This window comes from Pseudoalteromonas sp. P1-25, assembly GCF_001401805.1.
Classification (GTDB): Bacteria; Pseudomonadota; Gammaproteobacteria; order Enterobacterales; family Alteromonadaceae; genus Pseudoalteromonas.
Map to the genome: position 1 here is coordinate 96,268 of NZ_LKDW01000012.1, position 26,792 is coordinate 123,059.

The 26,792-nt window shown below is 41.6% G+C and carries 24 protein-coding genes; 6 read left to right on the plus strand and 18 right to left on the minus strand.

The window, feature by feature from the left end:
- Window positions 1-11: 11 nt before the first annotated feature.
- Together AN393_RS09675 and proB are read right to left on the minus strand one after the other, a co-directional pair.
- Window positions 12-1,259 (minus strand): glutamate-5-semialdehyde dehydrogenase, encoded by a 1,248-nt coding sequence (locus AN393_RS09675; protein WP_055014667.1) that lies wholly within the window; start codon window positions 1,257-1,259, stop codon window positions 12-14.
- Complete coding sequence (proB, locus tag AN393_RS09680; RefSeq protein WP_055014666.1) at window positions 1,256-2,362, minus strand: glutamate 5-kinase; 1,107 nt, start codon at window positions 2,360-2,362, stop codon at window positions 1,256-1,258. The genes AN393_RS09675 and proB overlap by 4 nt, the downstream gene beginning before the upstream one ends.
- Before the next feature lie 846 nt (window positions 2,363-3,208).
- On the opposite strand from proB, the gene AN393_RS09685 reads away from it, so the two are divergent.
- On the plus strand, window positions 3,209-5,059 hold the full coding sequence (locus AN393_RS09685) for a sodium:proton antiporter (protein ID WP_055014665.1): 1,851 nt from the start codon (window positions 3,209-3,211) through the stop codon (window positions 5,057-5,059).
- An 81-nt stretch (window positions 5,060-5,140) separates the two neighbouring features.
- Here the strand turns inward: AN393_RS09685 and AN393_RS09690 are convergent, their stop codons facing one another.
- From AN393_RS09690 to cutA, 15 genes are all read right to left on the minus strand, one after another.
- On the minus strand, window positions 5,141-5,779 hold the full coding sequence (locus AN393_RS09690) for a tetratricopeptide repeat protein (protein ID WP_055014757.1): 639 nt from the start codon (window positions 5,777-5,779) through the stop codon (window positions 5,141-5,143).
- A gap of 110 nt (window positions 5,780-5,889) precedes the next feature.
- On the minus strand, window positions 5,890-7,203 hold the full coding sequence (locus AN393_RS09695) for an adenylosuccinate synthase (RefSeq protein ID WP_055014664.1): 1,314 nt from the start codon (window positions 7,201-7,203) through the stop codon (window positions 5,890-5,892).
- Between the two features lie 214 nt (window positions 7,204-7,417).
- Window positions 7,418-8,296 (minus strand): protease modulator HflC, encoded by an 879-nt coding sequence (gene hflC / locus AN393_RS09700; protein ID WP_004587662.1) that lies wholly within the window; start codon window positions 8,294-8,296, stop codon window positions 7,418-7,420.
- A 5-nt stretch (window positions 8,297-8,301) separates the two neighbouring features.
- Window positions 8,302-9,474, minus strand: a complete 1,173-nt coding sequence (gene hflK, locus AN393_RS09705) for an FtsH protease activity modulator HflK (RefSeq protein WP_055014663.1) — start codon at window positions 9,472-9,474, stop codon at window positions 8,302-8,304.
- A 100-nt stretch (window positions 9,475-9,574) separates the two neighbouring features.
- Complete coding sequence (gene hflX, locus AN393_RS09710) at window positions 9,575-10,864, minus strand: ribosome rescue GTPase HflX (RefSeq protein WP_055014662.1); 1,290 nt, start codon at window positions 10,862-10,864, stop codon at window positions 9,575-9,577.
- Between the two features lie 15 nt (window positions 10,865-10,879).
- Window positions 10,880-11,143, minus strand: a complete 264-nt coding sequence (hfq, locus tag AN393_RS09715) for an RNA chaperone Hfq (protein ID WP_004587665.1) — start codon at window positions 11,141-11,143, stop codon at window positions 10,880-10,882.
- A gap of 77 nt (window positions 11,144-11,220) precedes the next feature.
- Window positions 11,221-12,138 (minus strand): tRNA (adenosine(37)-N6)-dimethylallyltransferase MiaA, encoded by a 918-nt coding sequence (gene miaA / locus AN393_RS09720; protein WP_082422697.1) that lies wholly within the window; start codon window positions 12,136-12,138, stop codon window positions 11,221-11,223.
- Between the two features lie 10 nt (window positions 12,139-12,148).
- Entirely contained in the window at window positions 12,149-14,011 is a 1,863-nt protein-coding gene (mutL, locus tag AN393_RS09725; RefSeq protein ID WP_055017950.1) for a DNA mismatch repair endonuclease MutL, read from the minus strand.
- Between the two features lie 34 nt (window positions 14,012-14,045).
- The gene (locus AN393_RS09730) at window positions 14,046-15,389 is read right to left on the minus strand and encodes an N-acetylmuramoyl-L-alanine amidase (RefSeq protein ID WP_055014659.1); all 1,344 of its coding nucleotides are present in this window, start codon (window positions 15,387-15,389) and stop codon (window positions 14,046-14,048) included.
- Window positions 15,390-15,452: 63 nt separating this feature from the next.
- Window positions 15,453-15,932, minus strand: a complete 480-nt coding sequence (tsaE, locus tag AN393_RS09735; RefSeq protein ID WP_055014658.1) for a tRNA (adenosine(37)-N6)-threonylcarbamoyltransferase complex ATPase subunit type 1 TsaE — start codon at window positions 15,930-15,932, stop codon at window positions 15,453-15,455.
- Between the two features lie 125 nt (window positions 15,933-16,057).
- Complete coding sequence (accC, locus tag AN393_RS09740) at window positions 16,058-17,398, minus strand: acetyl-CoA carboxylase biotin carboxylase subunit (RefSeq protein WP_055014657.1); 1,341 nt, start codon at window positions 17,396-17,398, stop codon at window positions 16,058-16,060.
- A 25-nt stretch (window positions 17,399-17,423) separates the two neighbouring features.
- On the minus strand, window positions 17,424-17,891 hold the full coding sequence (gene accB, locus AN393_RS09745; protein ID WP_055014656.1) for an acetyl-CoA carboxylase biotin carboxyl carrier protein: 468 nt from the start codon (window positions 17,889-17,891) through the stop codon (window positions 17,424-17,426).
- 32 nt (window positions 17,892-17,923) lie between these two features.
- A complete protein-coding gene (gene aroQ, locus AN393_RS09750; protein WP_024031479.1) occupies window positions 17,924-18,376 on the minus strand; it encodes a type II 3-dehydroquinate dehydratase in 453 nt (150 codons plus the stop codon).
- Window positions 18,377-18,604: 228 nt separating this feature from the next.
- On the minus strand, window positions 18,605-20,419 hold the full coding sequence (locus AN393_RS09755) for a protein-disulfide reductase DsbD (protein WP_055017951.1): 1,815 nt from the start codon (window positions 20,417-20,419) through the stop codon (window positions 18,605-18,607).
- A complete protein-coding gene (cutA, locus tag AN393_RS09760; protein ID WP_055017952.1) occupies window positions 20,419-20,739 on the minus strand; it encodes a divalent-cation tolerance protein CutA in 321 nt (106 codons plus the stop codon). Before cutA ends, AN393_RS09755 begins: the two co-directional genes overlap by 1 nt.
- A gap of 188 nt (window positions 20,740-20,927) precedes the next feature.
- Here cutA and AN393_RS09765 point away from each other — a divergent pair, with 188 nt between their 5' ends.
- The 5 genes from AN393_RS09765 to AN393_RS09785 all read left to right on the plus strand — a co-directional run bounded on the left by AN393_RS09765 (window position 20,928) and on the right by AN393_RS09785 (window position 24,520).
- Complete coding sequence (locus AN393_RS09765; RefSeq protein ID WP_055014653.1) at window positions 20,928-21,404, plus strand: FxsA family protein; 477 nt, start codon at window positions 20,928-20,930, stop codon at window positions 21,402-21,404.
- A gap of 109 nt (window positions 21,405-21,513) precedes the next feature.
- The gene (locus tag AN393_RS09770) at window positions 21,514-21,801 is read left to right on the plus strand and encodes a co-chaperone GroES (RefSeq protein ID WP_004587676.1); all 288 of its coding nucleotides are present in this window, start codon (window positions 21,514-21,516) and stop codon (window positions 21,799-21,801) included.
- Window positions 21,802-21,849: 48 nt separating this feature from the next.
- On the plus strand, window positions 21,850-23,499 hold the full coding sequence (groL, locus tag AN393_RS09775; RefSeq protein ID WP_055014652.1) for a chaperonin GroEL: 1,650 nt from the start codon (window positions 21,850-21,852) through the stop codon (window positions 23,497-23,499).
- Between the two features lie 248 nt (window positions 23,500-23,747).
- On the plus strand, window positions 23,748-23,903 hold the full coding sequence (locus AN393_RS20220; protein WP_200909032.1) for a hypothetical protein: 156 nt from the start codon (window positions 23,748-23,750) through the stop codon (window positions 23,901-23,903).
- Between the two features lie 224 nt (window positions 23,904-24,127).
- Window positions 24,128-24,520 (plus strand): VOC family protein, encoded by a 393-nt coding sequence (locus AN393_RS09785; RefSeq protein ID WP_004587679.1) that lies wholly within the window; start codon window positions 24,128-24,130, stop codon window positions 24,518-24,520.
- Window positions 24,521-24,524: 4 nt separating this feature from the next.
- On the opposite strand, the gene AN393_RS09790 is transcribed toward AN393_RS09785, so the two are convergent.
- On the minus strand, window positions 24,525-25,997 hold the full coding sequence (locus AN393_RS09790) for a bifunctional ADP-dependent NAD(P)H-hydrate dehydratase/NAD(P)H-hydrate epimerase (protein WP_055014651.1): 1,473 nt from the start codon (window positions 25,995-25,997) through the stop codon (window positions 24,525-24,527).
- Window positions 25,998-26,792 lie beyond the last annotated feature (795 nt).

The window sequence follows — 26,792 nt, forward strand, 5'->3', positions numbered from 1 at the left end:
TTTAATTGTCGTTAATCACGCACTTGGCCTTCACCATTAACTAAATACTTTTCAGTGGTAAGTGACTCAAGACCCATAGGGCCATAAGCATGTAGCTTAGTTGTAGCTATACCAATTTCGGCACCTAACCCCAATTGCGAGCCATCTGAAAAACGCGATGAAGCATTTACCATCACTACCGATGCATCAACACTGCGCTGGAAAAGCTCAGCCGCGGTGTCGTTTTTAGTACAAATAACCTCAGTGTGGTTTGAACCAAACTGTGCAATATGATCCACAGCAGCACTAAAACTTGGTACTACACGAATAGCAATTTCTAAATCTAAGTATTCTTCACCAAATTCGTTGTCGGCGAGAACTGTTGCATTATCGAAATATTTTGCCGCTTGCTCATCTGCATTAATTTTCACGCCTTCTTGGCGCAATACAACGGCACATAAATTTAAAAATTCGTCAGCGACGTCTTGATGAACCACAAGCCCTTCAAGCGCATTACATACGCCTGTACGCTGTGTTTTACCGTTTAATAGTAAGTTAAGCGCCACCTCTAGGTCGGCGTCTTTATCTACGTATAAATGACACACACCTTTAAAGTGCTGAATAACTGGAATAGTACTGTTTTCAGTTACAAAGTTAATTAACCCTTCGCCACCACGTGGAATGATTAAGTCTATGGTGTCACGTTGCTGCATTAGCTCCATAAGCAAAGCACGGTCTGGGTCAGGAATAACTGAGATCAGCGCTTTAGGTAAGTTATGTTTTTCCAGTACTCCATGCATTACGCTCGCAATGGCTTGTGAGCTTTTAAGGGCTTCTTTACCACCGCGTAAAATAACACCGTTACCCGATTTAAAACACAATGCCCCTGCATCCGCAGTTACGTTAGGGCGCGCTTCGTAAATCATGCATACAACACCTAATGGTACACGCATTTTACGAATTTTAATGCCATTTGGGCGCTCTGTAATATCGCGTAGCTGACCGACGGGATCATCTAAACTTACGATAACTTCAATACCTTCAGCCATGGCTTCAATACGCTCTTCGTTAAGCGTTAGGCGGTCAATCATTGAAGCGGCTAAGTTGTTATCGCGTGCTGCGCTTAAATCACTTTCGTTTTCTTTAATTATAAATGCTTTTTCTGCGCGCAGTGCTGCCGCCATCTCTGTTAACACTTGGTTTTTAGTCTCGGTGTCGAGTAAAGCAAGTGTATTTGCCGCTTTTGCTGCTTGGCGTGAAATATCCGTAATCAAACTCATGACTTCTCCAATAATGCGATATCTTTTTCTGAAATAACAGGACCAATAGAATCCTGCATTTTTTCACTAAATTCACTTTGCTCGTTATCAGCAATAAAGCTTAACAAGCAACTACTATAATTTGCGGTGGCTTTTGCTAAACGTGTGCCATCCTCGCTTCTAACTAAAATGGTATCGCCAATGGCAAACTCACCATGAACTTCCATTATTTCGTCGCCACGTATGCAACCGTTTTCACCTTCAAGAGACTCATCGAATGAGCCATCTACTACTACTTCACCTTGCTCATTCGCTGTATGCGTCATCCAGTGCACAGCTTCTTGCATTGGTTTTTCATAAGGAAGAAAGACACTACCGGGGTTATCTCCATCCAACAACCTATTAAAGGTCTCTTCTTTAAAACCATTAATAATGTATGTAGCAATACCGTGAGAAGTCGCTTTCTCTGCAGCTTCGATTTTGGTCTTCATACCGCCGGTGCCCACTGCGCTAGTAGCACATCCTGCCATAGCGTAAATAGACTCATCAATTGATTTTATTTCAGGCAGTAAAACTGCGTCTTCATGTAAATTTGGGTTTTTGTCATATAGCCCGTCCACATCTGAAAAAATCATTAATGCGTCGGCATCTGCAGCCGCTGCGACCATGGCTGATAAGTTATCGTTGTCGCCCACTTTTAAGTCATCGGTTGTTACAGCATCATTTTCATTAATAATGGGTAGAACACCATGTTCTAGCAAGGTAAAAATAGTTTCACGAATACTTTCATAGCGCTCACGGTCACGTAAGTCACCGTGCGTTAATAATAATTGCGCTGATGGAAAATCAAAAAAGCGATCCCACATAGCCATCATTTCGGTTTGCCCTGCCGCTGCCATCGCTTTTTTCATGACAACTGAACGTGGAATGTCAGATGGGAATAAGTGTGAGCCTGCAGCGACAGAACCTGAAGATACTAAAATCACCTCAATACCTCGAGCGCGGCAGCGAACAATAAATTGCGCAATGGTTAATAAATAGCGTGAGCGGCACCCATCTTGATCAGGCGCGATTAATGCACTACCAACTTTTAAAACAATACGACGCCAATTTAACTTTTGCATAAAATCTCAACTTTCCATTTTATCTACATTCACACTGTGTGAACTAAAATTAGGTAATTGCGTAAATAGCACGCAATTTCGAATAGGTTTTCATACACTTTTTAAACGCACGCAAACACACGACCTAAAATTGCTTTTAGGTTTGTAAAGACATGAAACAGCACCAACCAAAATGAATGGAGGCCTATTAAATATAAAGATAAAAAGTGTTGTTTATGTATCGCTGTAAAAAGCTGTGTGTGGCTTTTTTGTTAACAACATACATAGAGCCTCTAAAGTCAGATACACCAACAGATAGGGTGATGACTCAAGGACCGAGATTTAGCCGCCACGATGGGAGCTAAACATTGAAAGTAATAGTTCAACTCAAACATTTATTTACTTAATTACTTAAATAAACATGCTTGAAAAAACCATACCAAGATATTCAAAAATACAATAGCTACTAATTTAACGCTAATAACAGCATACATTACTATTATTACAGACCAAATATGACGTTAGTATTAATATTTAACGCGGTCTTGAAAATTATAATTAGATGACTAATTGTTTGAACTCTAAATATAATACGATATTTCGATAGACAAAATCAAGGCTAAAAATCACTCTAATGTGTACCCAGCCCTAGCACAACATAAATTAGTCACTTAAAATCAATCACTTATATTTATTTTCACGCTTTTATTCATTTTTTATAAATAAATCAATAAGTTTAACCTACAATTTTTGTATTAAGCGCTAATATTTTATTAGCAAATTAAACATTTCACGTGTATACCCCTGTATTAATATTTAACAAAAGTTATACTTTTCATATTGTGATAAATAAGGAATTCTTAATTTATGTCAGCAATTTATATAGCCGGTATCGCACTTTGTTCAGTGCTTGCCCAATGGGTAGCGTGGGCATTTAAAGTACCCGCTATCTTGTTCTTATTGCTTACCGGTTTATTGCTAGGACCGTTTAGTGGTGTATTAGACCCAGATGCTTTACTTGGCGATTTGTTATTTCCTGTGGTGTCATTGAGTGTTGCTGTGATTTTATTTGAAGGCGCTCTCACTTTGCACTTCAGAGAATTAAAAGGCATAAGTAAGGTCGTTCGTAACCTGTGCTCTATTGGCATGATCACCACTTGTGTGGTGATAAGCTTAAGTGCCTATTGGCTACTCGAACTCAACTGGCGAGTTGCTGCTGTATTGGGGGCCGTACTCGTTGTAACAGGCCCCACAGTAATTGCCCCTTTACTTAATTCGATGCGCCCAACTCAAGATATTGATCGGATATTACGGTGGGAAGGCATTGTGATTGACCCAATCGGTGCCCTTTTTGCTGTACTTGTATTTGAAGCAGTTATGCTAGTAGGCCAAGGAGAAGTACTTAGCCATACTATTGTTGCACTTGTTAAAACAGTCGGCGTTGGGCTGTCTATAGGTATTGTTGCTGGGTGGATCACCACACAACTTATGCGCCGTGAATGGCTCCCCTTTGAACTCCATAAGTTTGGCATACTTGCATTAGTACTTATTAGTTTTTCGGTCTCTAATCATTTAAGCCACGAGTCAGGATTGTTGGCGGTTACCGTATTTGGTATTTGGCTTGCCAATCAAAACGATTTAGAAATCGATTCTGTATTGGAGTTTAAAGAAGACTTATCGATGATTTTAATATCATCACTGTTTATTTTACTTGCTGCACGCCTGCAGCTTTCTGACTTGATGATGTTAGATAGCGACGTATTTATATTTTTAGCCGTGGTGTTATTTATAGCGCGCCCATTGTGTATTGCTATATCTACTTTTGGTACTGACTTACCAATGAAGTCACGCCTGGTGCTATCATGGATAGCCCCAAGAGGTATAGTTGCTGCCGCGGTTGGGTCGGTGTTTGCATTAAGCATGATGGAAGCAGGCGTAGCTGATGCTGAAAAAATGGTGCCGTTAATATTCACTGTTATTATTATTACTGTGGTGCTCCAAAGCTTAACCGCTATTCCGGTTGCTAAGCTATTAGGTGTGCGCCAGCCTTCCCCAAACACTATTCTGATTATTGGTGCGAACCATGTATCGCGCGCTATTGGTAAAGGCTTGCAAGAGCAAAGTATTCCAGTTCACTTATCAGACCCCGCATGGGAGAACTGCAAAATGGCGCGTATGGATGGCCTTGCTTGTTATTACGGTAACCCACAGTCAGAGCATGCTGAGCGTTACTTACCGCTCACAACAATAAGAACGGTATTAGCGCTTTCACCTAACCGCCACCATAATGCGCTTGGTGTACAATATTTTTCTCATTTATTAAATGAAAAAAATGTATTTTCATTGCGCTCATCTACCTCGCATGCAAAAGCGAACAAAGACAGTGCAACATTCCTATCTAGGCAAATTTTGTTTGGTGAAGATGGTTCATACGCTCGCTTAAGCAGCATTATCGCTAAAGGTGGCAAAGTAAGCGCTACACGTATTTCAGAAGAGTTTGATTGGGAGAAATACCAAGAGATGAACCCTGAAGCGATCCCACTGTTTATTTTAAAAGGTGATAAAGACAACGACGAAGATACGCCAGTTAAGCTTCGCCCATTTACCAGTAATATGGAAAAGCCACCGCAAGAGGGAGAGCGTATATTTGCACTTCAGCCCCCAAAAATGTCAGTGTTAAAAGACCCAGCTAAATCAAAAGGCAAAGAAGAAAGCTAGCCACTTATAGTTATTAGACAAAAGCCCTAATTAATCATTAGGGCTTTTTATTTTATAAAAATGGTGAGTATTATTTGGCACTTACATGGGTAACCGGGCGCGGGCCACAACACTATCTGGCATTTTTTGCGCTAGTAACTTAAGTGCACGCTCAATTTTTTTATGGGTGGCTTTATCTGCTACCGTGGTATTAAATAACCAGCGGTACGCATCTTCAAAGTCACGTGGGCTTCCATAGCCTGAATTAAAAAGCTTAACCAACCTTAGCTGCGCTTTTAGGTTTCCTTGAGCTGAAGCCTCCCGTAAATAGGTAATGGCCATAGCTTTATCTTGCTGTACTAAGCGGCCAGTGTCGTAATAACGCCCAAGCTGCTCTAGCGCAGCCGCTAGGCCTTGCTCAGCCGCTTTACGCATGTAGTACACACCTAACTCTACATTGCGTTCAACACACACGTTATAAGCCAGCATATCACCATATAAAAATTGGTAAGAAGGCAGTGCCATTTTATTGGCCCTTGCCTCTATATCTTGCACTAACTGGCAATCATCTGCCTTCACACGCTGTAAATGTGTATTTTTGTTTATTAGTGCGATTAGCTCCGGCTCGGTATAAAGCGGCACCGCAGCGGGTGTTTCTTCAGCTAACACATTGCTACTGATAGATAAAAGTAATGGAGCGAGCAAAGACGCTAATAAAGTATTACAGGTAGATAGGCGCATGTTTACCACGTATATAATAAAACTTATCAAATAATATACAAAGATCGTTCCAAGGTGAATTTTAGGCATAAAAAAAGCTGCAAAAGCAGCTTTTTTTATATTAATGGTAATTAAGCAAACGGGTTGCGAAGTACCATTGTTTCTACACGATCTGGGCCGGTAGAGATAATATCAACAGGTACACCTGTGATTTCTTCGATACGCTTGATGTAGTCAATCGCAGCCTTTGGTAGGTCTTCGAGACTAGTTACGCCTACTGTGTTTTCAGACCAACCCGGCATCTCTTCGTATACTGGTGTTACTTTCTCGTAACCCTCAGCAGCTAATGGCGTTACATTAGTCACTGTGCCATCTTCTAGCTGGTAACCAGTACAGATTTTAAGTGTTTCTAAACCATCTAACACATCTAACTTAGTTAAACAAAAACCTGAGATGCTGTTGATTTGAACTGCACGGCGCATTGCCACTGCATCTAACCAACCGGTACGGCGTAAACGACCTGTTGTCGCGCCAAACTCATGACCTTTATCGCCTAAGTGCTTACCTACTGGATCTTGTTTTTCAAGGCCATCGTAAAGCTCTGTAGGGAAAGGACCAGAACCAACACGTGTAGTGTACGCTTTAATAATACCTAGCACGTAATCAAGATTTAATGGACCAAAGCCAGCACCAGTCGCAACACCACCAGCAGTGGTATTAGAAGAGGTTACATAAGGGTAAGTACCGTGATCGATATCAAGTAATGTACCTTGTGCACCTTCAAATAAAATGTGTTCACCCGCTAAACGTGTCTGATCTAAAAGCTCAGTTACATCAACAACCATTGCTTTTAAGATGTCTGCAACAGCCATTGCGTCATCAAACGTTTTTTGGAAATCAACAGCATCTACTTTGTAGTAGTTAACTAAAGTGAAGTTATGGTATTCAAGTACTTCTTTTAGTTTAGCTGCGAATAATTCTGGATTGAATAAGTCACCTACGCGTAAACCGCGACGGGCTACTTTATCTTCGTACGCAGGACCGATACCACGGCCAGTTGTACCAATTGGCTTGTCGCCGCGAGCAGTTTCGCGAGCTACATCTAATGCAACATGGAAAGGCAGAATTAACGGACATGCTTCACTAATTAAAAGACGCTCACGTACAGGTACGCCACGCTCTTCTAACATGCCAATTTCTTTCATTAGCGCTTCTGGTGATAAAACCACACCATTACCAATCACACATTTAACATTGTCACGTAATACACCCGATGGAATAAGGTGTAGAACTGTCTTTTCACCGTCAATAACTAAAGTATGACCCGCATTGTGGCCACCTTGGTATCGAACTACTAAAGATGCTTTGTCTGTAAGGAGATCAACAACCTTACCCTTACCTTCGTCACCCCATTGGGTGCCTAATACAACAACGTTTTTACCCATTGTAAATTCACTTCGAGAAAATTAGGACGAGATTTTACCAGAAAACTAAAGTAAAGATCACCCCTGTTCAGCTTATTTTTTCTGCGCGTATTTTTTAGGCCATCATACTTTTTAAATAACCACATATATAACAGCCATTTAAACTTTCAAATTATACTTAACAAAAAGCCCCGCATAGGCGGGGCTTTATAGCTTTAAATGATTAAGGCATCGCTTATTGCGCTGCAGCGCCTTTCATATATTTAAAGAAGTCGCTGTCAGGTGAAAGCACCATCACATCTTGCTTATCTTTAAAGGTCTTTTTATACGCCTCTAAAGAACGAACAAAACCAAAGAACTCTGGATCTTTGTTGTATGCTTTAGCATAAATAGCAGCAGCTTCTGCATCACCTTGACCACGTACTGAGCGCGCATTACGCTCCGCATCAGCGAGCATGACCGTTACTCGGCGGTCAACATTAGCACGAATTGTTTCTGCTTTTTCTTGGCCTTCCGAGCGATGCTCTTTTGCAACAGCAGTACGCTCAGCGCGCATACGTTGGTAAATAGAGCTGCTCACTTCTTGTGGTAAGTTAATTTGCTTAACACGCACGTCAAGTACTTCAATACCTAACTCGCGCGCACTTTCAGAAGCTTGTACTAATGCCTCTTCCATTAGCTCACTACGCTCACCTGATACAATCTCGCGAATAGTACGCGTACCAAAGTTAGTACGCAGACCATTATTAACTTTTTGCTTTAGTAGTGTTTCAGCATATTGCTTATCACCACGAGCACGAAGGTAAAATGCGCTAAAGTCGTTTACGCGCCATTTAACAAACGAATCAACAATTAAGTCTTTTTTCTCGCTTGTCACAAAGCGGTCTGGCGTGCCATCTAGCGTTTGAATACGTGCATCAATACGACGTACTTGGCTAAAAAATGGTACTTTTAAATGAAGGCCTGGGCTGTATACAACGGCTTTGTCTTCACTGTCTTTTTCAACCTTGCTAAATAGCAACACGATTGCTTTTTGCCCTTCAGGTACTACAAATACCGCAGAGAAAGACATAACAATGGCAGCTAATAGTATGACTAAACTAAAGTTTTTCATGACGCTTATCTCCCGTTATTGTTAAAGCGATCGCTGTTAAAACGGTCGTTACCGCTGTTCACAGTGCTGTTACGTGATGTATTTACTTTGTTACGTAAATCTTGAATATCACTTGAGCTTGGTAAAGCTACACGTGTTGCAGTGCCTTGCTTTTCCATAATTTTATCAAGTGGTAAGTACATCATGTTGTTACCGCCTTTAACATCAACAATGACTTTAGAGCTACTACCTAGCACTTCTTCCATTGCATCAATGTATAAACGTTCACGCGTTACTTCTTTAGCTGCTTGATATTCAGGTAATAGCTTTTCAAAACGAGCCACTTCACCTTGCGCTTCAAGTGTAATGCGTTCTTGATAACCTTCTGCCTCTTGCGTCATACGTGTTACTTGACCACGCGCGCGCGGTTCAATTTCACGTGCATAAGCTTCGGCTTCACGGATAAAACGCTCTTCATCTTCTTGTGCGGCAATCGCGTCATCAAATGCATCTTTTACTTCAGTCGGCGGACGCGAATCTTTAAAGTTCACATCGGTCACAATTAAACCTAAGTTATACGGTTCGATGATTTTATTAAGCTCATCCCACGTATTTTGACGAACGACTTCACGGCCATTAGTCAGTACTTGGTCCATTTTTGCATGGCCAACAACGTAACGTAGTGCGCTATCAAGCGCCTCTTCTAAGCTATTATCAGCATTAGTTACGCTAAACTTATAAAGATACGGGTCAATAACACGGTATTGCACTTCAAACTCAACGCTTACTACGTTTTCATCTTCAGTAAGCATAAACCCAGATGCAGATAATGAACGCACAGCTTCAATATCTACCGGAATAACCGTTTCAATAAAGGTCATTTTCCAGCGTAAGCCTGGCTCTGCAATACGGTCATACTTACCAAATTGCAATACCACACCACGTTCGGCTTCTTTAACCGTATAAATACCACTTAACGCCCACACAATTGCGGCGATAATGAGGATAAATGAAATACCGGCTCCGCCAAGTCCACCGCCGCTATTATTGCCGGATTTTTTACCGCCAAATAAGCCGCCTAACTTGTTGCTAAACTTACGGAACACCTCGTCTAAATCAGGTGGGCCTTGATCACGTCCGCCTTTATTGTTCCACGGATCTTTGTCATTGCCATTATTACCCGGTTCATTCCAGGCCATAGCTATACTCCATTGTTATCTAAATAAATTAGGAAATTGTGTTAAATCTATCAAATCTACCGCGTTTCTCATACAAAAACCGACATTTATATACCAATTTTTAATCGCGATTGATAAAACCCTCAATTTCAGGACCAAACTCTTTAATTAATCGGCTCCACTCAACCATAGGTAAACGTACATCTAACAACCAGTTACCTTGCTCATCAAAGCGCTCTTCATGGACTGCACTTAAGCTAAATAAGGACGCTCTTAATCGGCCATATTGAGGAGCAAGTAATAACGTATCGCTAAACATTTTCTTAGCAAGCAGGTCACTTATTGCTTCGCTAAGTAACTCACACCCTTCGCCGGTTTGTGCAGATAACCATACTCTTATAGGCTGCCCTTGGTCATCCCGATCAATTCGTGGGCTTACATCATCAAGTGCATCAATTTTGTTATATACTAATAGTTGCGGTACTTCATCGGCTTCAATCTCTTTTAAAACCGATTGTACTTCCTCTATGTTTTCACGTCTGCGCGGGTCTGCAACATCAATTACGTGTAATTGAAGGTCGGCTTCACGCGTTTCTGTTAGCGTTGCTTTAAAGGCTGCCACTAAGTCATGCGGCAAATGGCGAATAAATCCTACTGTATCGGCCAAAATAACCGAACCAACATCACCTATATCAAGTTTACGTAGTGTTGGGTCAAGCGTGGCAAAAAGCTGATCCGCTGCGTATACATCTGAGTCTGTTATACGGTTAAACAGGGTTGATTTACCCGCATTGGTATACCCTACAAGTGACACGGTAGGAATTTCGTTACGCGTACGCGCACGTCTACCTTGCTCACGTTGTACAGCGACTTTGGCTAATCGGGCACGAATATTTTTAATGCGCGCGCGCAATAAGCGTCTATCGGTTTCAAGCTGTGTTTCGCCTGGACCTCGTAAACCTATTCCCCCTTTTTGGCGCTCAAGGTGAGTCCATCCTCGGATTAATCGAGTAGACATATGCCTAAGCTGAGCAAGCTCTACTTGTAGCTTACCTTCGTGGGTACGGGCTCTTTGGGCAAAAATATCAAGAATAAGTGTTGTTCTATCAAGTACACGACATTGGCAAACGCGCTCTAAATTACGTTCTTGAGACGGACTTAATTGATGATTAAAGATGACAACATCTGCATTGTGGATTTTGACAATCTCAGCTATTTCTTCTGCTTTACCGGTACCGACGAATAGTTTCGGATGTGGTGCTTGGCGGCTGCCTTGCACAACCGCCAAACTACTAACACCAGCAGAAGATACCAACAACTCTAATTCATGAAGATCTTCACGATCGCCATCTTTAGGTAAGTCGATATGAACTAAGACTGCCTGTTCGCCGGATTCATAGCGGTCAAACAAGCATTACGCTCCTAATTAAATATTTCCTGGTTCTTGCTCTTCAGTGTCATCGCTCCCTTGAACACCTTGGAAGTTGACTGCACGAGCAGGTACAACTGTTGAAATTGCGTGTTTATACACCATTTGGTTTACAGTGTTTTCAAGTAAAATAACAAATTGGTCAAATGACTGAATTTTACCTTGTAATTTTATGCCATTTACCAAAAAGATTGATACTGGAATGCGCTCACGACGTAGTGCATTCAAAAATGGGTCTTGTAACGATTGGCCTTTTGCCATGTTATTGTTCCTTCGTTCTAGGTGTTATTATAATTTAAGTAGCTGAACTTATTTAATTAAATAATTAGCAACTACTACTAGCTTAGCGAACTTACTACGCGTTGCAAGTTTTCTTCATCGCCTGTTGTTAACCACGTAACATCAGACCAACTTCGTAACCACGTTAGCTGGCGTTTTGCCAATTGACGCGTTGCAGCAATGCCGCGAAAAACCATCTCATCATGGTCTACTTCACCCGCAAGGTAATCCCACATTTGTCTATAACCTACACAACGAATAGAAGGCATATTGGGGTGTAAATCCTTACGTAGATATAGGGTCGAAACTTCTTTTTCAAACCCCTGCTCTATCATTATTTTAAACCTTTTTTCAATTCGCTGATGCAATTCACTGCGATCATCAGGCGCAATCGCAAATTGATGAAAAGTATAAGGTAACGTTGGCTGCTTTTGCTTTTGCAATTCCGTCATTGTTTTACCACTAATACGGTAAACTTCCAAAGCTCGATTTATTCTTTGTGAATCATTTTCACTTATTTTGTCGGCCGCTTGCGGATCAACTTTAGCAAGCTCTTGATGCAAGTGTGGCCAGCCAAATTGTTTTGCTTGCGCTTCAAGCTCTGCTCTTACTATTGGGCAAGCCTCTGGCAGTGGCGATAATCCATCAATTAAAGATTTAAAATACATCATGGTGCCGCCCACCAATATAGGTACTTTACCTTGTTGATGAAATTCATCAATTTTTTTTATCGCATCACGTCTAAAATCAGCAACTGAATAAGTTTCACTCGGATCGAGCAAATCTATTAGGTGATGCGGAGCACGCGCAAGTTCCTCTGCATCGGGCTTTGCCGTACCTATGTCCATACCTTTATACACTAACGCTGAATCAACGCTGATTATTTCCGTATTTAAGTGCTCACACAGTGAAATTGCCAATGCTGTTTTACCAGCTGCGGTTGGGCCCATTAAAAATATGACCGGTAAATTGCTCAACACGGGTACCTTAATTTAATTGCGTTAAATAGTGTTCTAGATCTATTTTAACTGCTTTTTCTTTTAAACGTTCAATTGTTTGCGGATTATTTTGTAAGCTAATTTGTAATTCAATAAACGCATTACTTTCATAAAAGCGTTCTGGTACGCAACTAAGTTGCCATGACAGCCATGCTTGTAAGTCCTCTAGCTGCGCTTTACATGCGCCAAGTAGGCTTTCAATTGCAGCAGAAACATCGAGTAAATATAAACAAGTCGGTAGCTTTTTAACCATCACAAACTGTTTTTCAATAACTAACTCAAAGCCCAATAAGGTAAACCACGACTGTTGCTGAGCGATTAGTTCGCAGTCAGCTTTTTCAAGGTTAACCCTTACTGGTAATAACAAGGCTTTGCCCTCTAAATTACCCAGCTCTTTTATTTGGCCATGCCAATAATCTACAAGTGCATGCTTATAGTGCGCGCAAAATAATTGTCGCTGTTGAGTAAATACACACACACCTTTATTTACATTTAATACCTGCACACTTTTAAATGTGTGTGTAGCGCTCTCATCAGTTATCAGCTGCGAGGGTATACTATGATCAAAATGTGCTGCTTGTTGTTCACTTACCCCTTGATAAAATGCATTGACATCGTGATAACTTGAAGCACTTTGTTTAGACTGAGAAGCCCTCCCTGCACTGGCTCCGCCTGAGCCCATAAGATTAGAGGAAGGACGACTAGAAAAACCACTACTTTGTGAATCTATTGGCTGCAACGGTGACTTGGGGTAATCATACCCTTGCTGAACTGTCTGATTATTAGCTACATGACTTGGCTGCTCAATAAACGCTGAGGATTGGTAATCGTCTGTGGGCGCTTGATTAGTTGCGAATTCACCTTGTAAAGGCACAACTACTTGCTTAATCGCCTGCAATATAAAATCGTGCACTAACCGGCCTTGATGAAAACGCACCTCGTGCTTAGCGGGATGAACATTTACATCTACCTGTCGTGGGTCAATATCAATATAAATAACAAAACCAGGAAGCTCTTGCGCGCCACTTACTTCTTCAAACGCCTGACGAATAGCGTGTAAAATTAGCTTATCGCGCATCATGCGGTTATTTACGTAGGTATATTGCGTGGTATTTGCTGACCCCACCGGTAATACCCAACCATGCAGCTGTAAACCACTTTCACCAGATTGAATATGTAATCCTTGCTCGGCAAACGCTTTACCTGCAACTTGCGCAACCCGAGTAATAGCTTGATCAGGATCGGTTTTAGCACGATACTGCCTAACCACCTTTTGGTTATGCGTCAGTGTAATCGACACATCAAAACGACTCAGTGCAATACGTTTTATCAGCTCATCTATATGGCTAAATTCGGTTTTTTCGGTGCGTAAAAACTTACGCCTTGCTGGGGTGTTAAAAAATAAATCTTTAACTTCTATTGTTGTGCCATCTGGGTGAGCTACGGGCTTTACTTGCACATCCATATCGCGGCCCTGTGCAAACGCTTGCCATGCGGCATCTTGTGCTTTGGGCTTTGAGCAAAGCGTTAAACGCGATACCGAACTAATAGAGGCAAGCGCTTCACCTCTAAAACCTAAAGAGCAAATGTTTTCTAAATCATCAAGCGATTTAAGTTTACTTGTTGCATGGCGTGAAAGCGCTAGCGTTAACTCATCTTTACCAATACCTGAGCCATTATCACGAATACGAATAAGCTTGTGACCACCACGCTCTATATCTATTTGCACACGCGTAGCGCCCGCATCTAAGCTATTTTCTACCAGTTCTTTAACCACTGAAGCTGGGCGTTCAACCACTTCACCTGCCGCTATTTGGTTAGCGAGTCGTGCAGGTAATATTTCAATACTCATAAGGCCCCTAATACGTGTACAGGTTTAATAAGCATCAACTCTGCGGTATGTCCAGCTCTTGACCTATGAACAAGGTGTTTGAGCGTAGTTGATTAACTTGTTTTAATTTGGCTACCGATACGCCATAGCGACTCGCTAATAAGCTTAGCGATTCACCTGGGCGAACTTTATGCTTTGTTGGATACTGCGATTTAAGCTTTGCAAATAACGAATCATCAGGTGGGTTTTTTAAGTAATAATTTTTTATAGACGTAAACATGGCTTTTGCTAAGCGTTCTTGGTGGTTAGCGCTTTTTAACATACGCTCTTCACGGGGGTTAGAAATAAACCCTGTTTCTACCAAAATAGATGGAATATCTGGCGACTTTAATACAGCAAGACTTGCATGTTGTGGATCTTTTTTATGTAATTTGGCTACTTTTTTTAGCTCTTTGACCACTTCTTCGGCCACACTAAGCCCTGTTTTCATTGAGTGGTCCATCGACATATCAAGCAGGGCCTGCGCAAGGTATTTTTCGTTAGCGGCATCTTTAATTACATCGGCTGCACCACCTAAAAGCTCTGAGTGTTTTTCTTTATCTTCTATCCATTTACCAATCTCAGAATTAGCGCGACCCAGTGATAAAACCCACACCGAAGCACCGTTAGGCCCTGGGCTGGTAAAGGCATCGGCATGAATTGACACTAAAAAGTCGGCTTTTTTCTGGCGTGCTCGGCTGGTGCGGGTATTAAGCTTAACAAAGTAATCGCCACTTCTTACCATGCGCGAAATCATGCCACGTTCGCCGTCAATCATACGCTCTAAACGTTTAGCTATTTGCAACGTAATGGTTTTTTCATACGTGCCTGAGGGACCAATAGACCCTGGATCTTCTCCACCGTGGCCCGCATCAATTGCAATAACAATATCACGCTCTTGGCTTAACTGGCGCTTTTTAGCTGCTTTTTGGGCAGGTGTAGTGCTTACTGCGGGTTCACTTTTATTATATAAATCCACAACTAGCCTGTTTTTGTACGGGCCAGTAGGTGCCAGCGCGAAAATAACCGGCTTAATAGGCGCAGTTAGCTCAAAAACAAAACGTACGCTTTGCTTATTTTTAGGCTTAGAGTAACGTAATTTGCTAACAATTTTATGCTTAGAAGGAATATTCGGTAATACTTTTAACCCTTTGGTGTTTACAAGGTCTACCACTAAACGGCTTGGGTTTTTAAGCATAAAGTAGCTGAAATCGGGCTTGTCATCTAAATCAAATACCACCCGAGTGCTATCTGGTGAGGGCCATACCCGTACACTATTAATTGTATTTTGTGCCCACAGCGGCAGGCTCATAGCGAAAGCTATGAAACAAATAAAAAGTTTAACTACACCTCGATTCATTTTAACTACCATTGCCTTAACTATTTATTGTTATGAAAGTGAATACATTGATCCACTATTAATTTATTCACCAAGGTTTAGGCTATTGAGTTTTTCAACAATTGCTACTCCACGCTCACTAGCACTGTTTATTGCAATTTTACGCTCATCACCAACATAACTTAAGGTAATATCTAAATCGGGAACGGGTATAAAGTCGCCGCCTTTTTCTGGCCACTCTACAACACAAATAGCCTGCTCAGAAAAGTAATCTCTTATACCCATGTATTCAAGTTCTTCAGGATCGCCTAACCGGTACAAGTCAAAGTGATACACATTTGCACGTACCAGTTCGTATGGCTCTACCAGCGTGTAAGTTGGGCTTTTAACCTTACCTGAGTGTCCAAAGCCTTGAACTACACCACGCGTAAATGTTGTTTTACCTGCACCTAAATCACCGTGCAAATAGATCACTGCACCTTGCTCTATAATAGCAGCCAGTTTGTTACCCATAGCTACTGTGGCAGTTTCATTATGTAGGTGAGCTTTAAAACTACGCGTCATGGTTACCTCAAAAATTTACTAAAAGCGCATCTTTGCTAATCATACCAGAATATTTCTTGAAGGCGATAAATTGGCGTTTTAGGCATAAAAAAACCGGCCTAAGCCGGTTTTAATTAACTGTGGCTTTATAGCCCTAGTTTTTTCTCAAGGTAGTGAATATTTGTACCACCACTTTGGAAGTTTTCGTCTGCAAGAATTTTCTTATGTAATGGCGTATTTGTCTTAATGCCATCGATAACCAATTCGTTCAACGCATTACGAGCACGGGCAATTGCTACATCACGGTTTTCACCGTAAGTAATAAGTTTACCAACCATCGAATCGTAATGTGGAGGCACTGTATAGTCAGCATAAATATGGCTATCCCAACGAATGCCTAAGCCACCTGCAGGGTGAAAACGCGTAATTTTACCAGGCGACGGGATAAACGTTTCAGGATCTTCTGCGTTAATACGACACTCAATTGCATGCCCACGAATAACTACGTCATCTTGCGTGAAAGACAGCGGTTGCCCTGCAGCAATTTTTAGCTGCTCTTTTATTAAGTCAACACCGCTTACCATTTCTGTCACTGGGTGCTCAACTTGAATACGCGTGTTCATTTCAATGAAGTAAAATTCGCCGTTTTCGTATAAAAACTCAAACGTACCCGCACCACGGTAACCAATTTCGATACATGCACGTGTACAGCGCTCACCAATAAATTTACGCACTTCTGCCGTTATACCTGGCGCAGGCGCTTCTTCAACTACTTTTTGGTGGCGACGTTGCATAGAACAGTCACGCTCACCTAAATGAACAGCATTACCTTGTCCATCTGCAAGTACCTGAATTTCAATATGGCGAGGGTTTTCAAGGAATTTTTCCATGTAAACCATGCTATTACCAAAGAACTGTTTTGCTTCTTGTTGAGTAAGCGCGATTGAATCAATCAACTCAGCTTCGCTACGTACTACACGCATTCCACGGCCACCACCGCCACCAGCGGCTTTAATAATTACCGGGTAACCAATGCGCTTAGCAATTTGCATGTTGCGTTCTTTGTCATCCGATACTGGACCATCAGAACCAGGTACACAAGGTACACCAGCTTTGCGCATTGCATTAATTGCCGATACTTTATCGCCCATAAGACGAATAGTGTCGCCTTTTGGACCAATAAATACAAAACCACTTTGCTCAACTTGGTCTGCAAAATCTGCATTTTCTGAAAGAAAACCATATCCTGGGTGAATAGCTACAGCGTCTGTTACTTCAGCAGCCGCAATAATACGCGGGATATCTAAGTAACTTTCAGAGGCTGGAGGTCTACCGATACAAATGGTTTCATCTGCAAGTAATACGTGCTTAAGATCGCGATCCGCCGTTGAATGCACAGCAACCGTTTTGATCCCAAGCTCTTTGCAGGCGCGCAATACGCGAAGTGCTATTTCACCTCGGTTTGCAATGACTACTTTATCTAACATAAGAGTTGGCCTTTAGGTTACTAAATTATTCAATGATGAATAGAGGTTGATCAAATTCTACTGGTTCGCCATTTTCAACTAAAATAGCTGTCACTGTACCGGCTTTATCTGACTCAATTTGGTTCATCATTTTCATTGCTTCAACGATACATAATGTATCACCTACTTTTACCTGAGAACCTACTTCTACGTATGCTGGCGCTTCTGGCGAAGCCGCTGAGTAAAATGAACCAACCATAGGTGATTTAACTTGATGGCCTGCAGGCGCTGCAGGTGTAGCATCGGCTTCAACGGCTGGCGCAGCTGGAGCTTGTGTTGGTGCAGCAGGCGCTGGAGCAGCAAATTGCTGTGGTGCGTACTGAGCGTAAGCAGGACCTGCGCTCATGTTGTTACGGTTAATACGTACTGACTCTTCACCTTCAGTGATTTCTAGCTCAGCAATGCCTGATTCTTCTACTAATTCGATTAGTTTTTTGATCTTGCGAATATCCATGAACGACCCGCCTATAAGTTTGTTAGTTTAAATTAATTCGAGTTTTGCAACCGGCTCACGGCAGCATTCAATGCTGCGTGGTAACCCATTGCACCTAATCCACATACCACACCTTGCGCCACATCAGAAAAATACGAATGATGACGAAATGCTTCACGTGCATGCACATTACTTAAGTGCACCTCAAAAAAAGGAATATCAACGCTTAACAATGCATCACGTAAAGCGACGCTAGTGTGCGTAAATGCAGCAGGATTAATAATTATGTAATCAACTGCCTGCCAAGCATCGTGTATTCTTTCAATAAGGGCTTGCTCACTATTACTTTGAAAATGCGTAAGCTGAACATCTAGACCCTCTGCGGCAGTCGTTAGTTCGCTCATAATTTCACCAAGAGTGTGCAAACCGTATTTTTCTGGCTCACGCTTTCCTAGCATGTTTAAATTTGGACCATTTATAACTAAAAGTTTAAATTTTGCAGCCATAATACGCGATATATCCTCTAAGTAATGAGTAAAGCCGTTGCGAGCTAATTTTGTACACTAAAGTAAGTATAAAAAACAAAAATTGCAACAAATTCTCACGTTAGCCAACTATTATAGTCAGTTCGATGTAAATAGCAGCAAAATACTGGTCTAATCTCTGGAGGTGTAATAAATATGACGTAATTGGAGGCAAGCCACTTGGTAAGCCCAAGCGGCTAAATTGCACTATTATTGTGCGCTGGCGCGCACTGCAGCTAGGTGGGTGGCAAAATCATCGGCGTTTAAAAATCCTGTAACGCGCTTTGAACTTAGCTCCTGCCCTTGTGTGTTAAAAAACAAAATACTGGGTAAACCAAACACAGTAAACTCTTCCATTAGCTCAATGGTGGTGTCATCACTTTGTGTTAAATCGATTTGAATTAACTGATAGTAACTAAACTCACTCTGCACGTTAGGATCAGGGAATGTGTAATGCTCAAACTCTTTACATGCCACACACCAATCGGCGTATAAATCAACCATCACCAGTTTACCTTGCTGATTTGCCCCAGCAACGGCCTTTTTTAACTCGGTTAAATTAGCCACTTGTTTAAACTCATTACTTTGCTGACTAACCTGCTCAATCTGTTGCACTGGCCAAATAACATTTTTAGCTAACGTAAAACCGGTAACTACTAAAAATGTAGCACTAAACCAAAGCGTGGTTTTAAGTTTGCTTTGTGGCTGTGCACTTTGCCAATAGTGTAAGTAAACGGCCGTTGCCAGAGCTAAAATACCCGCCAAAAGTAAAATAATGTCCGCACTAATTATGCGCTCTAATAAAATAAGCGGCACTACAAGCATAATAAAGCCAAATAATGTTTTAACTTGCTCCATCCAACCGCCCGCTTTAGGAAGCAACTTTCCTCCAGACGTACCAAGTAATAAAAGCGGTAGGCCCATTCCTAAACTTAATACGTACAGGGTTAAACCACCGACAAGGTAGTCACCACTTTGGGCTACAAATAACAGCGCAGCTGATAACGGTGCTGTGGTACAAGGTGATGCAATTAACCCCGACAATACCCCCATTAAAAACACACCAAGGTAATTGCCGCCTTTTTGGTTATTACTAACTTGCGTTAGCTTGCTCATCATGGCGCTGGGTAACTTGATTTCGTACCAGCCAAACATCGACATTGCGAGCAATACAAACAGTAAACTAAAACTAATAAGTACATAAGGGTGTTGTAAGTACCCCTGCACTTGCCCGCCTAAAGCCGCCACTACTAACCCTAATGCAGCATAAGTAAGCGCCATACCTTGTATATATACAAACGACAGCGCAAACGCTTTTTTAGTAGATAGATTTTGCTGTCCTGCAATTAAGCTCGATAAAATAGGAAACATAGGGAACACACACGGTGTAAACGCAAGCCCCACCCCAACAGCAAAAAATATAAGTAAATTGGTTATTAAACTTTGACTTGCTAATCGCTCTGTAAAGCCTAAGTCTTGAGTGGGTGTGTTATTTTGGTTACGTGATGAGTCTACAGAAGGGGTTAATGCGCTTAATGTATCACCGGTATTAGCAGATGGCTTGTTACCTTGCGCTTGTTCTGAGGCAATAACGCTTAAAGGAATGCTAATCACCTCTGGCGGGTAACACAGCCCTGCTTTGGCACAGCCCTGATAACGCACCTTTACAACAGCACCCTCTGTAACATTACTGAGCTTACTTATAACACTTACACTATTGAAAAAAACTTCGGTTTTGCCAAAAAACTCGTCTTCAATTATTTCGCCAGTACCGGCGTCGCCTACCTTTATGTTGGCACCTTTGGCGATAATTTCTATTTTCTTTTTATAAAGGTAATAGTCAGGGGCTATATCCCACCCCACAAATAAAGTGCTACCTTGCTGATCAAAATCAAATACAAACGCTTGGTCTACGGGTAAAAAGGTTTGCTGTGGCGGGGCAAGTAAATCACCTAGCACATTATTGGTGTTTGCCTTTACCGGAAGCGCCAGCAAGCTAACCAATAATAAAAAGAAAAACCGCATTAATTTAATACCTCATCCATCCAATGAAAATAAGCCAAATTACCGGTGGCCACATCAACCACCTGAATTTCGGGTACTTCGTAACTATGTAAACTTTTAATGGTTTCAAAAACATCATTCATTTTTTCTGATTTTGTTTTAATCAGTAGTTTTGCTTCTATCTCTTCAGCCACATCGCCTTCCCACATATAAACTGAGGTCATATTTGGTAAAATATTTACACACGCCGCTAATTTTTGCGCTACAAGTGCTTTTGCTAAAGTGCGCGCTTCAGCCTCATCTTTGCACGTGGTAAATATCAATTTAAATTGCGTAGTCATAATTAACCTTTACTAATTTATAGGGAACTAATGCAATAGTATCTGATAGCTAATGTAATGTGTAGGCGATGAATAATTGTAGATATTAAGCAATTATTAATCACTTTAAGCTCAACCTTGAAAATAGACCCTTTCACCCTCACTTATATTTCATTCACTCTTTTGAGTGCCATTATTTAGAGAGCCCTATGTTTAGATTTTTATTTGTGTTGTTTATTATCATTCCTATCATCGAAATTGCGCTACTAATACAGGTTAGCGATGTAATTGGTGGGTTTGCGACTATAGCCCTAGTGATTATTACGGCTATTTTGGGCGCCAGAATGGTTAAACAACAAGGTATGGGTGCATTACAAAATGCACAAAGCCAAATGGCCCAAGGGCAAATGCCAGCTAAAGAATTATTTACCGGTATTTGCGTGATCATTGCGGGTGTTTTATTACTAACCCCAGGCATTATGACCGATGTATTCGGCCTACTATTATTAACCCCTTCAATACGCAATAAACTGGCTGCAGGCCTTGCAAGTCAGGCAACGGTGCGTATGAGCACAGGTGCACAACAAGGCACTTCAGCCTTTACACAACACCCACACTCGCAGCAAGAACAACAGCATGTAAATAAACCAACGACCATTGATGGCGAATATGAGAGAAAAGATTAAAAATTTATCGATTTTTCTCTTGGAATTTTACACTCTACCCCCATTAATGAATGCAAATTAGAAAAGCTTTTTTCTGTACTGTTCAGAAACTGTTAGGAGAACTAAAAAAATGAACATTCGTCCTTTACAAGATCGCGTAATCGTTAAGCGTCTAGAAGAAGAAACCAAGTCTGCTGGCGGTATTGTATTAACTGGCTCTGCAGCTGAAAAATCAACTCGCGGAGAAGTTATTGCTGTTGGCAATGGTCGCGTTCTAGATAACGGTGACGTTAGAGCTTTAGAAGTAAAAGCCGGTGACACTGTGTTATTTGGCTCATATGTTGAAAAAACTGAAAAGATCGAAGGTCAAGAGTACCTGATCATGCGTGAAGACAACATTTTAGGCATTGTAGGCTAACCCTACTTTTCGTTTAACAAACATTTAAGAATTTAGAGGAAATTAAAGATGGCAGCAAAAGAAGTACTTTTTGCAGGTGACGCACGCGCTAAAATGCTAACAGGCGTAAACATCCTAGCAAACGCAGTAAAAGTGACCTTAGGTCCTAAAGGCCGTAACGTAGTACTAGATAAATCATTTGGCTCTCCAGTGATCACCAAAGATGGTGTATCTGTAGCAAAAGAAATCGAACTTGAAGACAAGTTTGAAAACATGGGTGCACAAATGGTGAAAGAAGTTGCATCTAAAGCAAATGATGCAGCGGGTGACGGTACCACTACCGCAACTGTACTTGCACAATCTATTGTAAACGAAGGGCTTAAAGCGGTTGCAGCGGGTATGAACCCAATGGATCTTAAACGCGGTATTGATAAAGCAATTATCGCTGCAGTAGAAGAGCTTAAAGCGCTATCTGTACCATGTGCTGATACTAAAGCAATTGCACAAGTAGGTACTATTTCAGCTAACTCTGACAAAGAAATTGGCGAAATCATTGCTAACGCAATGGAAAAAGTAGGCCGTAACACAGGTGTTATTACTGTTGAAGAAGGTCAATCATTAGAGAACGAACTAGATGTTGTAGAAGGCATGCAGTTTGACCGTGGTTACCTATCTCCGTACTTTATCAACAACGCTGAAAAAGGCGCAGTTGAATTAGATAACCCATTCATTCTACTTGTAGATAAAAAAGTATCTAACATCCGTGAGCTACTACCTACATTAGAAGCCGTTGCTAAAGCAAGCAAGCCACTACTAATCATTGCTGAAGACCTAGAAGGCGAAGCACTTGCAACACTTGTAGTTAACAACATGCGCGGTATTGTTAAAGTATCAGCAGTTAAAGCGCCTGGTTTTGGCGACCGTCGTAAAGCTATGCTACAAGATATTGCCGTACTAACTGGCGGTACTGTTATCTCTGAAGAAATTGGTTTAGAGCTTGAAAAAGCAACTATCGAAGACCTAGGTACTGCTAAGCGCGTAGTTATCACCAAAGATGATACAACTATCATTGATGGCGCAGGTGAAGAAGATGGCATTAACGGCCGTGTTGCACAAATCAAAGCGCAAATTGAAGAAGCAACATCTGACTACGATAAAGAAAAACTACAAGAGCGTATGGCTAAACTTGCCGGCGGTGTTGCAGTAATTAAAGTAGGCGCAGCGACTGAAATTGAAATGAAAGAGAAAAAAGACCGTGTTGAAGATGCATTACATGCAACTCGTGCAGCGGTTGAAGAAGGCGTAGTACCTGGTGGTGGTGTTGCTCTAGTACGTGCTGCTAGCAAGCTAGTTGAGCTACTTGGCGACAATGAAGACCAAAACCACGGTATTAAAGTTGCACTTCGTGCAATGGAAGCACCACTTCGTCAAATCGTAACAAATGCAGGCGACGAAGCGTCAGTAGTAATAAACGCTGTTAAAGGTGGTGAAGGTAACTACGGTTACAACGCAGCCTCTGGCGAATATAACGATATGCTTGAAATGGGTATCCTAGATCCAACGAAAGTAACGCGCTCTGCACTACAATTTGCAGGTTCGATTGCGGGTCTAATGATCACTACCGAAGCAATGGTTGCTGAAATCCCTAAAGAAGAAGCTGCAGCTGCCCCTGATATGGGTGGCATGGGCGGAATGGGTGGTATGGGCGGCATGATGTAATCATCCTCCTTTAGGCACCTTGCTTATATAAAAACCCAGCTTCGGCTGGGTTTTTGTTTTTTAGTACAAGCCTATTGTTATTGCTTAATTTACCTCCACATCTATACCATGAGTTATTGGATTAAAGGTAAAAGGATTTGCTTAATAATAATTAAATAATCACCTTCTTTGTTTTGGTACTACTTATCTCAGGGTTAGTGGTATTTATTGCCTGGATTATGCTTAAGCCCGTTATATGGGGCAAGAGCATGTCTAAAGGAGCGTATTTATTTTTAGCGCTTTTTCCACTAATTTCACTTATGCCTATTCCACCCCCTACTTATGAGAATGTTCAAAAGGCCAAGCAAGAGCAGCGTAAACGCAAAGAGGACTCAGGTGACGACCCTACTAATGAAGATGAGTAAACCAGTTTAGCTGCGTAAATTAAAACACTTTTTAAGGATGCTTTAAGCATGCTCTAAGGTTTAAAATCGAGTGAAGCCTTATATTGCTAGCCCTATATGCAAAGCCAATGTATAACGTATATCTCCTCTTAAAATAAGCTTTAATAAACATTTACCTAAACTATTCAACCCTGTATTGATATGTGAAAATACACCGACATAAAACAACTTTAGGTTTTTAAGTTATGCCAAAGCAACATATAGGTAGTATTGCTCTTGTTGTAAAAGACTATGACGAAGCAATCGCATTTTATACAAAAAAGTTAAGCTTTGAATTAGTGGAAGATACGGATTTAGGTGATGGTAAACGCTGGGTGTTAATAACCCCACCCAACTCAAACGGCACACACATATTACTTGCACAAGCCACAGAGCCAGAGCAGTTTAACGCTGTTGGCAATCAAGCAGGTGGCCGCGTATGGCTATTTTTAAATACTGACAACTTTTGGCGCGATTACGAAAGCATGCTAGAAAATGGCGTAGTATTTCATGAGCAGCCTCGTAATGAGCCTTACGGTACGGTGGCCGTGTTTGAAGATCTTTATGGTAACAAATGGGATCTTATTCAACAGAGCTAAATACTTAGTTGATTAACGACCTGACTATTTGAAATAAATCCGAGGGTAGCATGCCGCGCTGCCCTTGCTCTTCAGCCGCAACCTCACCAGCTCGAGCATGGAGAGTTACCCCGTATCGTGCTGCTTCGTCGATACTAAGACCTTGAGCAAGCAATGCACCGATAATACCTGTCAGTACGTCGCCACTCCCTCCCACGGCAAGTGCTGCATTGCCATTTTCACACACCCAAGTGCTTTTACCATTATCAATTAAAGATCCAGCACCTTTTAATATGCAAGTAGCGTTATACCGTTTTGCGCATAATCGCACGCTATCAAACCTATTTGACTCTATTTCAGAGGTATTTTTGCTAATGAGCCTAGCCGCCTCACCAGGATGCGGAGTAAGAACACATTGAGCCAATGTATAAGCACTTGCATTTTCAGCTAATAAATTAAGTGCATCAGCATCAAGTACAAGCGGCATATTGTGCTCTTGGCAATAGTGCATTACTGTGCAAAACGTTTTTTTAGCCCATTCATCCTGCCCAAGTCCAGGACCAAGTACAACACAAGTTGCCCACTCTAAAGCCTGCTCAAGGTTTTCACTCATGACCATTAATTCTGGCCTACCGATACTTATTGGCATAATAGAGCTTTGGTGCGTATACACCTTCACCATCCCCGCTCCTGCTCGAAGCGCAGCTTCACTGCTTAGTCTGATTGCTCCCGCAGTACCTTGGTTGCCCCCTACGCATAATAACTTGCCATGATTGCCCTTATGGCTATTTAAAGCCCGAGAGCCCAAGCGATTAAAGCTGTCTATATTTATTAAATGAGCACAAGGTGAAGCGAGCTGACTAAAAGTATCTTCAATTGCTAATTCATCGAGAATCAACTCACCGGCATGTTGTTTACCTGTCCCTGTAGAAAGGCCTTGTTTAATCGCAATAAAAGTAAGCGTTTTTGTAGCTTGAATAGCTGCGCCTAATACTTCACCTGTATTTGCATCAATCCCTGAGGGAACATCGATACTTAAAACAGGCTTTTCGCTTTGGTTGATGGCAGTAATAATCTCACAATATTTTTCACGAACAGGTGAATTAAGGCCAGTACCCAGTAATCCATCTATTACACAGTCGCAGCAATCTAAGTCACTCTTAGTAAACTCGTTAACTATGCCACCATTATCAAGCCATAGCTGCTTTGCTTTAGCAGCGTCACCACTGAGTGTTTTTGCAGGATCTATAGCGCAAACTTTAACCTCTGCACCCGAGTCCTTAATTAAACGCGCGGCTATGTAAGCATCACCCGCATTATTGCCATTACCTGCAATAATTAAAGTGAGCTTAGCGTTAAAAGACTGCCACTGCTTGTATACGGACTCCCCCGCTCGCTGCATTAAAGTAAATAAATCTATTCCACATTGCTTAGCCGCCTCTCCCTCATAGGAGCGAACCTGCTCTTTCGTGTAAATATGCCTTTGTTTATTTAACATAGAAACTCGCCATAAATAAGTGTGTAGATCTTCTATAACTATAGCTTGGGATAAAAGAGCACTTTTCAATAGTGGATTTAGCGTGCTAAACAGCATTGAAACTAAAATTGAAGGCTTTATTACCAAGAGTTCGAGTTCTGTAGTGGTTTTTTTCGCGGGTTTCGTGATACCCAACCCACGCTACAGAGACAGGTGGGTAATGTGTAAAGGCATATATTGCACTTTTCTTTCGACGTAAAAAACCGCTTCATTTCTGAAGCGGCTTTCTCGTATCTGGAGCCTGGTGATGTCGTGGTGCCGATAGCAGTGGAGAGTCACTAACAGATGCTGCCTATCATCGCTTAATGTGTTGGATAACCAAAACACGGTTCACAAAGAGGCGCTGCGCTTAGGAGACGCTACGCTTTAGAGAAGAACATGCTGAATATTTCTTTTCTTATATTGGGAGCATGGCAATGTCCTGGTGCCCACAGCGATGAAGAGACACATAGCAAAGTACTCTTAATGTTTTTTAATAGGATTCACTGGGCACTGAGGTGGTCGTCGCGTTCTTTTACCCGTGGGTTTCATGATACTCAACCCACGCTACAAAGTACTGGTTGTGCAGCTGATAACTGACGGCTGATAGCTAATATTTTCACTTTCTTACAGACGCAAAAAAGCCGCTTCATTTCTAAAGCGGCTTTCTCTTATTCGGAGCCTAGCAATGTCGTGGTGCCCACAGCGGTAGAGAGTCACATAGCAAAGTACTCTTAATGTTTTCTAATGGGATTCACTGGGCACTGAGGTGGTCGT